This window comes from Mesorhizobium sp. 43Arga, from assembly GCF_053714255.1.
This window is the reverse complement of sequence record NZ_JBSKBO010000008.1, coordinates 126,455-139,117: the sequence shown is the minus strand read 5'-3', so window position 1 is coordinate 139,117 and position 12,663 is coordinate 126,455. Positions and strand designations below refer to the sequence as shown.

13 protein-coding genes are annotated in these 12,663 nt (G+C 64.3%); 1 reads left to right on the top strand and 12 read right to left on the bottom strand.

What is annotated here, in order from left to right:
* The first annotated feature begins 75 nt into the window (after positions 1-75).
* On the top strand, positions 76-582 hold the full coding sequence (locus ACWGS8_RS25410; RefSeq protein ID WP_454583484.1) for an OsmC family protein: 507 nt from the start codon (positions 76-78) through the stop codon (positions 580-582).
* A gap of 50 nt (positions 583-632) precedes the next feature.
* On the opposite strand, the gene ACWGS8_RS25405 is transcribed toward ACWGS8_RS25410, so the two are convergent.
* The 12 genes from ACWGS8_RS25405 to ACWGS8_RS25350 form a co-directional block, all read right to left on the bottom strand.
* On the bottom strand, positions 633-851 hold the full coding sequence (locus tag ACWGS8_RS25405) for a hypothetical protein (protein ID WP_010915155.1): 219 nt from the start codon (positions 849-851) through the stop codon (positions 633-635).
* A gap of 359 nt (positions 852-1,210) precedes the next feature.
* Complete coding sequence (locus ACWGS8_RS25400; protein ID WP_454583483.1) at positions 1,211-1,951, bottom strand: SDR family NAD(P)-dependent oxidoreductase; 741 nt, start codon at positions 1,949-1,951, stop codon at positions 1,211-1,213.
* Between the two features lie 24 nt (positions 1,952-1,975).
* Positions 1,976-3,445 (bottom strand): amidophosphoribosyltransferase, encoded by a 1,470-nt coding sequence (gene purF / locus ACWGS8_RS25395; protein ID WP_454583482.1) that lies wholly within the window; start codon positions 3,443-3,445, stop codon positions 1,976-1,978.
* Positions 3,446-3,548: 103 nt separating this feature from the next.
* The gene (locus tag ACWGS8_RS25390) at positions 3,549-4,226 is read right to left on the bottom strand and encodes a CvpA family protein (protein ID WP_454583481.1); all 678 of its coding nucleotides are present in this window, start codon (positions 4,224-4,226) and stop codon (positions 3,549-3,551) included.
* A gap of 47 nt (positions 4,227-4,273) precedes the next feature.
* Positions 4,274-5,677, bottom strand: a complete 1,404-nt coding sequence (gene radA, locus ACWGS8_RS25385; RefSeq protein WP_454583480.1) for a DNA repair protein RadA — start codon at positions 5,675-5,677, stop codon at positions 4,274-4,276.
* 66 nt (positions 5,678-5,743) lie between these two features.
* Positions 5,744-7,234, bottom strand: a complete 1,491-nt coding sequence (locus ACWGS8_RS25380; RefSeq protein ID WP_019857258.1) for a replicative DNA helicase — start codon at positions 7,232-7,234, stop codon at positions 5,744-5,746.
* Between the two features lie 199 nt (positions 7,235-7,433).
* A complete protein-coding gene (locus ACWGS8_RS25375; RefSeq protein ID WP_454583479.1) occupies positions 7,434-8,687 on the bottom strand; it encodes an RNA polymerase sigma factor in 1,254 nt (417 codons plus the stop codon).
* On the bottom strand, positions 8,684-9,049 hold the full coding sequence (locus tag ACWGS8_RS25370) for a YciI family protein (protein WP_454583478.1): 366 nt from the start codon (positions 9,047-9,049) through the stop codon (positions 8,684-8,686). Before ACWGS8_RS25370 ends, ACWGS8_RS25375 begins: the two co-directional genes overlap by 4 nt.
* Before the next feature lie 29 nt (positions 9,050-9,078).
* Positions 9,079-9,792, bottom strand: coding sequence for a DUF1428 domain-containing protein (locus tag ACWGS8_RS25365; protein WP_454583477.1), 714 nt, complete (start codon positions 9,790-9,792; stop codon positions 9,079-9,081).
* Between the two features lie 142 nt (positions 9,793-9,934).
* Complete coding sequence (locus ACWGS8_RS25360) at positions 9,935-10,906, bottom strand: small ribosomal subunit Rsm22 family protein (protein WP_454583476.1); 972 nt, start codon at positions 10,904-10,906, stop codon at positions 9,935-9,937.
* Between the two features lies 1 nt (position 10,907).
* Positions 10,908-11,231 (bottom strand): YnfA family protein, encoded by a 324-nt coding sequence (locus tag ACWGS8_RS25355; protein WP_454583475.1) that lies wholly within the window; start codon positions 11,229-11,231, stop codon positions 10,908-10,910.
* Positions 11,232-11,311: 80 nt separating this feature from the next.
* Positions 11,312-12,604, bottom strand: a complete 1,293-nt coding sequence (locus ACWGS8_RS25350) for a class I SAM-dependent methyltransferase (protein ID WP_454583474.1) — start codon at positions 12,602-12,604, stop codon at positions 11,312-11,314.
* Positions 12,605-12,663 lie beyond the last annotated feature (59 nt).

Below are 12,663 nucleotides of genomic sequence, written 5' to 3'. Positions count from 1 at the left end.
CGCGATCGGCCCTTATATCTGACATCCGACGAGGCCATGCTGCTCGCTGGCCGCAAAATCGAAAGAGGCAACGAAATGGACGCCGCCGAACTTAAGGCCATGCAGGCGCCGCTGAAGCAAGCCTATCGCGACGACGCCTCGCAGGCGCTGATCACGCTGAGAGCGAAGGGCTCGATCGACGACCAGTCGGTGGCCTGCAAGGTGGAGACGGGCAGGGCGATCGCTGTCGCTGGTCTGCATCCGGCAACCGGCGGCTCAGGCCTCGAGCTCTGCTCCGGTGACATGCTGCTGGAAGCACTCGTGGCCTGCGCCGGAGTGACGCTGAAGGCGGTCGCGACGGCGCTCGAGTTCAAGCTCGGCGCTGCCACGGTGGAGGCCGAAGGCGATCTCGATTTTCGCGGCACGCTCGGTGTCGCCAAGGACGCACCGGTCGGTTTTCGTGCCATCCGGCTCAATTTCGCTCTCGACACGGACGAACCGCAGGAGCGCATCGATTCACTGCTGAAGCTGACCGAGCGCTATTGCGTGGTGTTCCAGACCATCAGCCAGAAGCCGGAATTGACCGTGAGCGCACGGCGCTGAAAATAACAAGGCCCGCAGCCAGCAGCTGCGGGCCTCGTTGCGACGGATGCTTACTGCGCAGACGGCTGTTCGGCATCGCCTTCGTCGGTGAAGGGCGAGGCACTTGGCACGCACTGCACGGACCAGCCAGCGGGGGTCGGCTGCTTCTGATATTCGGTGATGGCTGCGGTGCACTGTTCACGCTTGTCGAAGGTGCTGGGCAGCACCACCATGCCGCCCTGTGGGCCGGCGATTACCAGATACCAGACCAATGCTGCGGTCGTAGCCATGGGAGTTTCCTTGTTCTGCCCAGTTTGGGCTCTCGCTGTTGTGGGAGTCGCTACGATCCTAACAACTCCGGGGAAATGACGAAAGCATGGCCGCCGCGCAGCTTTTCCCCCTCAGATCACAGCCGCGTGATGATGTGGCGAATCTCTGAGCAAGGGGTTTGCGACCTACGGCTACACCGGATGTCGCGCCGAGAGCGGCCACAAAAGCGGTGGCGGCAACGACTACAAGTCTGCGTATCGATCCCCCGGTTTCGAATGTCCTACGTTCGAAGAACGGAGCCGGAGGCCCTTTTAATCTCTGACACAGACCACCCAATGCGCGCAGCAGTTTCGGGAGCCGTCAAAACCAGAGTGTGGATTTATTCGGGCTGCCTGTAGGCGACGAAGCGGTTGTGCTTGGCCTGAAAGATCAGCCCGGTCTCTTTCAGCTCCGGGCTGGCCAGCGGCACGATGCGCCTGGCGATCTCGGAAGGGTGCGGCAGCGTCTCCGGATCCTCGCCGGGCACGGCCTGGGCCCGCATGGCGGTGCGGGTGGCGCCCGGGTCGGCGGCATTGACGCGCAGCGGCAGGCTTTGCGTCTCATCTGCCCAGGAGCGCATCATGGTCTCGACCGCCGCCTTCGATGCGGCGTAGGGCGCCCAGAAGGCGCGTGCCGAATGCGCTGCGTTGGACGAGAGGATGATGGCCCGGCCGGCATCCGAAAGCCTGAGCAGCGGGTCGACCGAGCGGATCAGCCGCCAGGTCGAGGTGACGTTGATGGTCATCACCTTCTCGAAGGTTTTTGCCTCGACATGGCCGATCGGCGAGATGACGCCGAGCACGCCGGCATTGGCGACGAGGATGTCGAGCTTGCCCCAGCGCTCATGGATCGCGCCGCCCAGCCGGTCGATGCCGGCCATGTCGGCGAGGTCGAGCGGCACCAGCGTCGCCTGGCCGCCGGCCGCCTTGATCTGGTCGTCGAGTTCTTCCAGTCCGCCGACGGTGCGCGCAACCGCGATGACATGCGCACCGGCGGCGGCCAATTCCCTGGCGATGAAATAGCCGATGCCGCGCGATGCGCCGGTGACGACCGCGACGCGGCCGGTAAGGTCGAGGGTCATGCGAGTATTTCCGTAAGGTCTGGCTTACGCCCCACTGTTCGCCAGCAGCGACAGTGTGCGCACATTGTCGTGGCCTTCGAAGTCGAGCAGGCGGGTCGGATACTGGCCGGTGAAGCAGGCGTCGCAGAACTGCGGTTGTTCATCGTTGCGGCTGGCCTCGCCGACGGCGCGATAGAGGCCGTTGATGGAGAGGAAGCCGAGCGAATCGACACGGATGAATTCGGCCATCTCTTCCACCGACATGCGCGAAGCCAAGAGCTTCGATTTCTCCGGCGTGTCGACGCCGTAGAAGCAGGAGGCGCTGGTCGGCGGTGAGGCGATGCGCATATGCACTTCCCGGGCGCCGGCATCGCGCACCATCTGCACGATCTTCTGGCTGGTGGTGCCGCGCACGATTGAATCGTCGACCAGCACGACGCGCTTGCCCTCGATCATGCGGCGGTTGGCGTTGTGCTTCAGCTTGACGCCCATGTGGCGGATCGAATCGCCCGGCTGGATGAAGGTGCGGCCGACATAGTGGTTGCGGATGATGCCGAGCTCGAACGGAATGCCGGCCGCCTGGCTGAAGCCGATCGCCGCGGGCGTGCCCGAATCCGGCACCGGCACGACAATGTCGGCCTCGACCGGATTTTCCTGTGCCAGCTCGGCGCCGATGCGCTTGCGCACCTCGTAGACATTGCGGCCTTCGACCGAAGAATCCGGCCGGGCGAAATAGACATACTCGAAGATGCAGAAGCGGGTCTTCTGCGGCTCGAACGGGAACAGGCTTTCAATGCCCTTGGAGGTGACGACGACCATCTCGCCGGGTTTCAGGTCGCGCACGAACCGCGCGCCGATGATGTCGAGCGCGCAGGTCTCGGAAGCGAGGATCCAGGCGCCGTCGAGGTCGCCCAGCACCAGCGGGCGGATGCCGAGCGGGTCGCGGCAGCCGATCATTTTCTTCGCCGTCATCGCCACCAGCGAGAAGGCGCCTTCGACCTGCCGGACGGCGTCGATGAAGCGTGAATTGAGGTCGCGTTCCTTGCTGGTCGCAACCAGATGCAGGAGCGTCTCGGTGTCGGAGGTCGAGGAGAAGATCGCGCCCTGCTTCTGCAGCGCGCGCTGCACCGTCATGGCGTTGGTGAGATTGCCATTGTGGGCGACGGCAAAGCCGCCATCGGCGAGTTCGGCGAAGAAGGGCTGGATGTTGCGCATGCCGGCGCCGCCTGTCGTGGCGTAGCGCGTATGGCCGATGGCGCGGTTGCCTTGCAGGCTGTCGATGACGCGCTGCTTGGTGAAAGTATCGCCGATCAGGCCGACATGGCGTTCGACATGGAACTGGTTGCCGTCATAGGAAACGATGCCGGCCGCTTCCTGGCCGCGATGCTGCAGCGCATGCAGACCGAGTGTGACGATGGCCGCTGCATCCTGTCGACCGAAAATGCCGAACACACCGCATTCGTCGTGGAAATGGTCGTCGGCCTCGGCGGAAAGCACGTCGTCTGCGTTTGCCATCTTAAGCTCCGCTAAAATCGCCATATAGTGCGGGTTCGCGCCGAAAGCAACGCGCGCCGTACAGTCGTTCACACCATCGTCTGTTCAGGTGCCCTTTCGGGGGTCAGTTTGCCGGTGCTGCCGGGGCTGCTGGCGCTGCCGGTGCTGGCTTGGCTGTGTTGTCCGCGGGGCCAGCGTCATTGTCGTCGGGGGCCGGCGCGTTTGCATCGTCACCCGTTGCCGGCACATCCGCCGCTGGAGCATCCGGAGCAGCCGGAGCCTCGCCACCCGCTTTCGGGCTGAGCTTCTTGAGGATTGCGTTTTCGGTGTCGGCGGGCAGCAGGTTCTCGATCTTGGCGCCGATCGATTCCAGCAATGGCCGTGATTTGGCGTCCGTCACCCAGGCCGGGGCCTTGGCGCCGGCCAGCCAGTTGAAGAACAAAAGCGCCACCGCGACCACCAGGATGCCGCGCGCGGCGCCGTAGAGGAAACCGAGCGTGCGGTCGAGCGCGCCGATGCGCGAATCGATGATCCAGTCGGCGAGCTTCATGGTGATGACGGAGACGACGATCAGCGCGACGACGAAGACCACGCCGGCGGAGGCCGCCATCGCGATCTTCTCATTCTCGACGTAGGGCTTCAGATAGGGCAGGACCGGCTTGTAGAAGAAGAAAGCCGCCGCCGCTGCCGCCGCCCACGAGACGACCGACAGAACCTCGCGCGAAAAGCCGCGAACCATGGCGAGCATCGCCGAGACCAGGGTGAAGCCGACCAGGATTCCGTCAAGCAGCGTAATCGGCATGTCTTTGGCCCCACTCCGATCTCTTTTTCACGGCTCGGCGAGCCGCGTCACTCTTCTTCGTCCACGCGGCTTCGACGTGAGCCGGCTATGCGTGCCACGAGGTCGGCAAGCTCGGTGGGCTGGAAAGCACCGGCCCCGATCCCTCCGGCAAGTTCCTCGCTGCCCAAGGGCAGAACCGCACTACCAAAACCCAGCTTTTCGGCTTCCTTGAGGCGCTGCTGCGCATGTGCAACCGGCCTCACAGCACCCGACAGGCTGATTTCGCCGAAATAGACGCAATCGGCGGGAAGGGCAAGACCAGTGAGCGAGGAAACCAGTGCGGCGGCGACCGCGAGATCGGCCGCCGGCTCGCTGATGCGGTAGCCGCCGGCGACGTTGAGATAGACATCGTGCTGGCCGAAGCGAACGCCGCAATGCGCCTCCAGCACTGCCAGCACCATCGACAGTCGCGCACCGTCCCAGCCGACCACTGCCCGGCGCGGCGTGCCGAGCGAGGATTGTGCCACCAGCGCCTGGATCTCGACCAAAACCGGCCTCGTGCCTTCCATGCCGGCGAAAACGGCGGCACCCGGCGATTTGGCATGCCGCTCTCCGAGGAACAGCTCCGACGGGTTGGAGACTTCGCGCAAACCCTTGTCCGACATTTCGAAGACGCCGATCTCGTCGGTCGGCCCGAAGCGGTTCTTCACCGTGCGCAGGATGCGGTAGTGATGGCCGCCTTCGCCTTCGAAATAGAGCACGCCGTCGACCATGTGCTCGACCACGCGCGGGCCGGCGATCTGGCCTTCCTTGGTGACATGGCCGACCAGCACGATCGCGGCACCCGTGGATTTCGCATAACGGATCATCGCCTGGGCGGCGGCGCGCACCTGGGTGACTGTGCCCGGCGCCGAATCGGCAAGGTCGGTCCACAGCGTCTGGATGGAATCGAGAATGACCAGATCCGGCCGCTTGCCGTCGGCGATGGTGGCGAGAATGTCCTCGACATTGGTCTCGGCCGCCAGTTCCACCGGCGTGCCGGCGACGCCGAGCCGCTGCGCCCTCAGCCTGATCTGCGCGACGGCTTCTTCACCCGAGACGTAGACGATGCGGTGGCCTCGGGACGCCAGCGCGGCGGCGGCCTGGGTGAGCAGCGTCGACTTGCCGATGCCGGGATCGCCGCCGACCAGAAGTGCCGAGCCGCGCACGAAGCCGCCGCCGGTGGCACGGTCGAGTTCGCCGATACCCGAGATGATTCGCGGCGCGTCCTCGATGTCGCCCGAAAGCGTGGTCAGCACCACCGCGCGGCCCTTGCGGGCGTTGCGCGTATTGGCAGGCCCCGAGCCGATGCCACCGGAGGTGCCTTCCTCGACCAGCGTGTTCCACTCCCCGCAGGCATCGCATTTGCCGGCCCAGCGCTGATGCACCGATCCGCAATTCTGGCAGATGAACTGGACGCGCGATTTGGCCATCAGGCGTGGTCTGCCGTCAGATACGCGCACAAAGGTGCTGGAAGGGTCGAGGCCTGTCTCAAAAGGTCACTCAAACCTCTCCGCAATATGATGCTCCTCAGCCAGATCGGAGAAGCGGGTGAATTCGCCGTGGAAGGCGAGCGTCACCGAGCCCGTCGGGCCGTGACGCTGCTTGGCGACGATGACCTCGGCCTTGCCCCGCATCTCGTTCATCTCGTTTTCCCACTTGACGTATTCCTCGGTGCCAAGCTTCGGCTCGCGGTTCTTGAGGTAGTACTCCTCGCGATAGACGAACATCACGACGTCGGCGTCCTGCTCGATCGAGCCGGATTCACGCAAGTCGGAGAGCTGTGGGCGTTTGTCTTCGCGGCTTTCGACCTGACGCGACAGCTGCGACAGCGCGATGATCGGCACGGCGAGTTCCTTGGCCAGCGCCTTCAGGCCCGTGGTGATCTCCGTGATTTCCTGCACGCGGTTCTGCGAGGCCCTGGCGGATGAACCCTGCATCAGCTGGATATAGTCGATGACGATCAGGTCGAGGCCGCGCTGGCGCTTCAGGCGACGCGCGCGGGCGGACAGCTGCGCAATGGAGATACCGCCGGTCTGGTCGATGAAAAGCGGGATCTTCTGCATGGTCTGCGAACAGGCGACCAGCTTTTCGAAGTCCATTTCGCTGATCTCGCCGCGGCGGATTTTTGAGGACGAGATTTCCGTCTGCTCGGAAATGATACGGGTCGCCAGCTGTTCGGACGACATTTCGAGCGAGAAGAAGCCGACCACGCCGCCATTGGCCGCCTTGAACGATCCGTCCGCCTGCTGCGCCGGCACGTAGGCCTCGGCGATGTTGAAGGCGATGTTGGTGGCGAGCGACGTCTTGCCCATGCCCGGGCGGCCGGCAAGCACGATCAGATCGGACGATTGCAGGCCGCCCATGCGGCGATCGAGATCGCGCATGCCGGTGGCAAGACCCGACAGATGCCCGTCGCGCATATAGGCGGCGTTGGCCATGTCGACAGCGGTCTTGACCGCGTCGGTGAAGCTCTCGAAGCCTCCATCATAGCGGCCGGTTTCGGCCAGTTCGAATAGGCGGCGTTCGGCGTCCTCGATCTGCTCGGAAGGCGACATGTCGACCGGCGCGTCATAGGCGATGTTGACCATGTCCTCGCCGACGGTGATCAGCGCGCGGCGCGTCGCAAGGTCGTAGATCGCACGGCCATAGTCGGTCGCATTGACGACGGTGACGGCTTCGACCGCCAGACGCACGATATATTGCGCCACCGTCATGTCGCCGACCTTCTCGTCGGCCGGCAGGAAGGTCTTCAAGGTGATCGGCGTCGCCACCTTGCCCATGCGGATGAGCTCGGCCGCGATCTCGAAAATCCTACGATGCAGGGGTTCGTAGAAATGGCCCGGCTTCAGGAAGTCGGAGACGCGGTAGAAGGCATCGTTGTTGACGAGGATGGCGCCGAGCAGCGCCTGCTCGGCCTCGATGTTGTTCGGAGCCTCACGATAGAGCGGTTGCTCCGCCACGCCGAATTTCCGCGCTGCCTCTGCCATGACATCCCCGATTTCAATCCCACCTTGCCGTAGCAGACCACGTTAAGGGCGGGTGAAGATTCGTAGTCCTTTCCTGCTTGTTCACAGCACAAAAAAATCGGTGGAAAGAATCCCGATTGACTCGAATCAGGTGACCGACCGTAGCGAATCCGCACCGGGAACAAAACAGGAAAATACACTTCCGCGAGGTCGGACGAGTCTAGTCGTGGAGGGTGCGAGGTTCGGTGAGTTGGCCGAGACGCGTCTCTATGAAACGCCGTTCGGCCGGCTGGCGGGCGAGTTCGAGAGCCCGCAGATAGGAGGCTCTTGCTGCCTCGGTCAGGCCAAGCCGCCGCTGCATATCGGCCCGCGCCGCATGTGCCAGATGGTAGCCGTCGAGGCTGCCTTGTGCCATCACGTCTTCGATCGCCGCCAGACCGGCTTGCGGCCCGTCGCGCATGCCAAGGGCGGCGGCGCGGTTCAGCGTCACCACCGGGGAGGGCGCGACGCGCCTCAGCACATCGTAAAGCGCAACGATCTGGGTCCAGTCGGTGTCGGCCGTACTCGCCGCTTCCGCGTGGATGGAGGCGATGGCTGCCTGGAGGATGTGGGGTCCAACCTGCCGTGAAGCGAGCGCCCGCCCAATGAGGCCGTTGGCTTGGCTGATCAGCCCGCCGTCCCACAGCGACCGGTCCTGATCCTCAAGCAGGACGAGGTCGCCATTGGCATCGACCCGCGTCGCGCGCCTTGCCTCATGCAGCAACATCAACGCCAGCAGCCCATGCGCTTCGGGCTTATCGAGCAAATCCACCACCAGCCGGCCGAGACGGATCGCCTCGGCGCACAGATCGGCCCGTGTCAGGCTTGGTCCCTGGGTTGCCGCGTAGCCCTCGTTGAAGATCAGGTAGATCACCTGCAGCGCGCTCTCGAGGCGCTCCGGCAACGCGCCGCGGTCGGGCACCTCGTAGGGAATGGCCTCGTCGCGGATCCTTGCCTTGGCCCGCACGATGCGCTGGGCAATGGTCGGCGCCGGTGTCAGATAGGCGCGGGCGATTTCTTCCGTGGTCAAGCCGCCCACCTCGCGCAGGGTCAGGGCGATGCGTGCGTCCGGCGCCAGCGCCGGATGGCAGCAGACAAAGATGAGCCGCAGTTCATCGTCCGCTATGTCTTCAGGCGTGATCGGTTCCGCTGTCTGTTCGCTCAAGGCCAACAGTTCCGGCAAGGCGCCGGCCAGCCGCGCTTCCCGGCGCCAGCGATCGATGATTCTGAAGCGGCCGGCCGAGACCAGCCAGGAATAGGGATTGGCCGGCAGGCCTTGGCGCGGCCACCGCTCGGCGGCGGCGGCGAAGGCCTCATGCAAGGCCTCCTCCGCCGCGTCGAACCCGCCGAGCAGGCGGATCAAGGTCGCCAGCACGCGCCGCCCCTCGGTACGATACACCGTCTCCAGGCGGTCAGGCGTGCCGGCGGCGCTCACAGCACCGGCCGGGGCTGGCTGAAGTCGACGACCGGCCGGACTTCGATGTGACCGATCGTGGCCAATGGATGTCCGCTTGCCACCCGCACCGCCTCGTTGAGGTCACGAGCCTCGATGACGATGATCCCGCCCAGCATTTCCTTGGTTTCCATGAACGGGCCGTCGACCGCCGACATCTTGCCGTCGCGGACCTGCAGGGTCATCGCTTCTTCAGGCAGCACCAGGGCCTCGGCGGTGACGAAATGGCCGCTGGCCTTGAGCACCTCGTCATATCCGGCGCACTCGGCAAGCGCCGCATTGGCCTGCGGACTTCCGCCAAAGAGTGTCTGGGGGTGGTAGTAGATGAGACAAGCATAGCGCATGGATGGTTCCCTGGTCTTGATTTGCGCGGTCAGGCGTCGAGGATCGGCGCGAAGCCGCCATGGACCCTTCGACCGTTGTCGTAGGGCATGATGTCGGCATACATGCGCGGATCGGCAATCACCTTCTTCCAGCCTTCGTCACGAACCTGTTTCGAAGGCCATTCCACCCAGGAATAGACGATGGCTTCCCCGTCCTCCGCTTTCACCGCTGTCCTGTAATCGGTGACCTCGCCGTCGGAGATGTCGTCGCCCCAGGCTTCGACGATGCGGGTGGCGCCGAATTCCTTGATCACGGCGGCATGCTTTGACGCCACGGCAAGGTAGGCCGCGTTGTTGGCGATGGGAACTGGCACAAGCGAGCCATCAATATACCCGGGCTTGCCGGAAGCGCCCACGTCAATGATCGATGCGAAGCCGCCTATCATCATGCGCTGGCCGTCGAACGGCATGGTTGCGAGGATCTTCGCCAAACGCGGATCGTTCATCATCGTGTAGTAGGCGGCGTCCGCCGCTGCCTTGTCGGGATATTCGTGCCACGAGAAGATGACGACCTCGTCCGGCGTTGCCTTCACGGCACGCTTGAAGTCGGTGGTCTTGCCGCCGGGCACGTCGTCACCCCAGGCTTCAACCATCCGGGTCGTGCCGAATTCCTTCAGCACCGATGCCGCCTCGGCGACATGCCTGCGATAGGCTTCCTTGCTGGCGGCGGGCACGGCGGCGACAAATCCTGCGATATAATTCATTGTCTTTCTCCTGTTGGCTGATGCTGCTTGACGCTTTGGCTTCCCGGAAGCTCCCGAGAACGCCAATGGTCGAACGGTCCAGCCCGGATTCGACATGGCTGCGGAATTTTTCATGGGTGGCGCTGAACGAATGCCCTGCGCTCTATTCGGACGTCAGCCTGTCGCCCCAGTCCAGCCGCCGGGCCAACTTGAAGTCCGCGCCGTCACGCTTGGTGAACAGGTGCTCCGTGGCCGTGCCGTCTTCCTGGCAAAGCTTGAGCAGGACCTTGCCCGAACCGGATTTCGGCGGTGCGATGACCCGCGCGGCATGGGACGCGGCCGGCTTGCGCGACGCGGCGACAAAGATAAACTTTTCGTCTTCCCACGGCACATCGGCATCCTTGGCCAGCCGGTGCAGGCGCGAGCGGGCGACGCGACGGGAAAAGTGGCACCAGTCGGGCGCGGTGAGCGGGCAGGGCGCCACATGCGGACAAGGCGCCAGCAGATGCGCCCCGGCGGCGATCAACTGCGCCCGCACCGCCAGAATGCGCTGCCAGCCCGCTGGCGTGCCCGGCTCGACGATCAGCAACGTGTCTGTCGTCAGCTGCCACAGCCGGTCGACCATTTTGGGCAGGGATGCCGGCACGATCTCGTCCAGCACATAGGCGCAGGTGACGAGCTCCGCCGGCTGAAGGTCGGCCAGGTCTATTGTGACGTCGCCAGCCCGCCAGACGGTCCGGGCTGCGATGGCATCGGCGGCGAGCGTCTCGCCGACCTTGCGCACCGGCGCACTCGCTTCCAACAAAACCGCCTGTTCGAGATCGGACCAGAGATCGTTGGTGGCCCAAAGCACTGTGCCAGGACCGGCGCCGACATCGAGCAAGGTTTTCGGCGCGAAATCAGGCCGGGCCGCGTTCAGCGCGTCGAGGCTGGCACGGACCGCGGCATAGGTCGCCGGCAGCCGCGTCGCCAGATAGGCCTTGACCGCCATGTCCTGCGCCATGTGCAGGCGGCCGTCGCGCAGTTCGGCGCGGTAGCGGTCCGACAGTGTTTTCGCCGCCTGCTTCAGCTCAGGCAGCGGGATTTTTTCCAGGATGCGATCGACGGCTTGTCGAAGAGGGGCCGGCAGTTCCACGCTATGCTCCTCGCGGTGCGAGCACGATGAGCGACGCCCCGGCTATGCAGAGTGCGGCACCGGCAAGATCCCAGCGGTCGGGCCGCACGCCTTCCACCAGCCATAGCCAGGCCAGCGAGGCAGCGATGTAGATGCCGCCATAAGCGGCATAGGCGCGGCCCGCCGCATTGGTGTCGACCAGCGCCAGAAGCCAGGCGAAGACAAGCAGCGAGACGAAGCCCGGCGCCAGCCACAATGGCGATTTCTCCAGCCGCCACCAGGCCCAAACCGAAAAACAGCCGGCGATCTCGGCGAGCGCCGCGGCGGCATAGAGGAGATAGGTCATAAAAAAGGCCTCGCGACGATCACGAGGCCTTTTTCGGGGCAGGGGCCGGGAATGGCAAGCGCCAATGGCGAACGGCGTGTCTACTCCGCCACCTTGCGGCGGCGGGCCGGCTTGGCTGGCTTCTCGACGGGAGCCGCTTCGCGGCGGCCCATGTCGCGCATTTCCAAGGCCTTCTCGCATTTGGCCATATAGTCGCGGGTCATCGGCAGCGTGTCGTTCTTCTTGGCGATCTGGAACTGGAAGATGACCAGATCCTGCCAGCGGAAGGCGGCTTCCGAAGCGGCCAGATAGAATTCCCACATACGGCAGAAGCGTTCGTCGTAGATGGCCTTGGCCTTGTCGCGATTGGCGGCGAAGCGCTGGCTCCAGTGCTTCAGCGTATCGGCATAGTGAAGCCGCAGGATCTCGACATCCGTGACCACGAGGCCTGATTTTTCGATCGCCGGCAGCACTTCCGACATGGCGGGTATGTAGCCGCCCGGGAAAATGTACTTGCGAACGAAGGCGCTGGTCGCCCACGGCACACCGGAGCGGCCGATCGTGTGCAGCAGCATGACACCATCGGGCTTCAGCAGTGTCGCCGCCTTGTCGAAGAAGGTGCGGTAGTGGTTGACGCCGACATGTTCGAACATACCGACCGAAACGATACGGTCGAAGCGTTCGTTGAGTTCGCGATAATCCTTCAACTCGAAATGGACGTGGCTTTCCAGGCCTTGCGCATGCGCCCGGTCGGTGGCCACGCCATGCTGTTCGGTCGACAGCGTCACGCCCTGTACGTCGACGTCGAACGCCTTGGCCAGATAGAGGCCGAGCCCGCCCCAGCCGGAGCCGATGTCGAGCACCGTCTGGCCGGCCTTCAGCCTGAGCTTGGCGGCGATATGGCGCTTCTTGGCTGCCTGCGCCTCGTCCAGCGTCATGTCTGGCTGTTCGAAATAGGCGCAGGAATACTGCATGTCCTCGTCGAGGAAGAGCCGGTAGAGATCGCCCGACAGATCGTAGTGACGCTGCACGTTGCGTCGCGAACGCGAGGCGGTGTTGATCTGCTGCAGGCGGCGGAAGGCGTGGCGCAGGCCTTCGATGGCTTTCGACCAGGTCGCGTCGATGCCGCCGCTGCCCATGTTCTGGAAGGCGATGCGCATCAGGCCGAGCACGCCGCCTTCGAGAATGTCGAGTTCGCCGTCCATGTAGGATTCAGGCACCGCCAGCATCGGATCGAAGGTGATGGCGCGTTCGGCACGCCGGGTCTTGATGTGCATGTGCACCGGCTCGCCGCTGCCGTCGCCGAAGATGACTGTCGAGCCTTTTGGCCCGGTTACCTTGAGATTGCCCGTACGCACCAGGCGGTCGAGAACGCGCTTCAGCAGAATGTTCATAACCAAATGTCCCCTCACGGTCAGACTGGCTGCCTTAATTCTGCAACAATATATGGGGG

Excerpts from the sequence above, each read along its gene's own strand:
- ACWGS8_RS25410 (WP_454583484.1), top strand. The coding sequence starts at position 76 with ATGGACGCCGCCGAACTTAAGGCCATGCAGGCGCCGCTGAAGCAAGCC.
- ACWGS8_RS25405 (WP_010915155.1), bottom strand. The coding sequence starts at position 851 with ATGGCTACGACCGCAGCATTGGTCTGGTATCTGGTAATCGCCGGCCCA.
- ACWGS8_RS25400 (WP_454583483.1), bottom strand. The coding sequence starts at position 1,951 with ATGACCCTCGACCTTACCGGCCGCGTCGCGGTCGTCACCGGCGCATCG.
- purF (WP_454583482.1), bottom strand. The coding sequence starts at position 3,445 with ATGGCAAACGCAGACGACGTGCTTTCCGCCGAGGCCGACGACCATTTC.
- ACWGS8_RS25390 (WP_454583481.1), bottom strand. The coding sequence starts at position 4,226 with ATGCCGATTACGCTGCTTGACGGAATCCTGGTCGGCTTCACCCTGGTC.
- radA (WP_454583480.1), bottom strand. The coding sequence starts at position 5,677 with ATGGCCAAATCGCGCGTCCAGTTCATCTGCCAGAATTGCGGATCGGTG.
- ACWGS8_RS25380 (WP_019857258.1), bottom strand. The coding sequence starts at position 7,234 with ATGGCAGAGGCAGCGCGGAAATTCGGCGTGGCGGAGCAACCGCTCTAT.
- ACWGS8_RS25370 (WP_454583478.1), bottom strand. The coding sequence starts at position 9,049 with ATGCGCTATGCTTGTCTCATCTACTACCACCCCCAGACACTCTTTGGC.
- ACWGS8_RS25365 (WP_454583477.1), bottom strand. The coding sequence starts at position 9,792 with ATGAATTATATCGCAGGATTTGTCGCCGCCGTGCCCGCCGCCAGCAAG.
- ACWGS8_RS25355 (WP_454583475.1), bottom strand. The coding sequence starts at position 11,231 with ATGACCTATCTCCTCTATGCCGCCGCGGCGCTCGCCGAGATCGCCGGC.
- ACWGS8_RS25350 (WP_454583474.1), bottom strand. The coding sequence starts at position 12,604 with ATGAACATTCTGCTGAAGCGCGTTCTCGACCGCCTGGTGCGTACGGGC.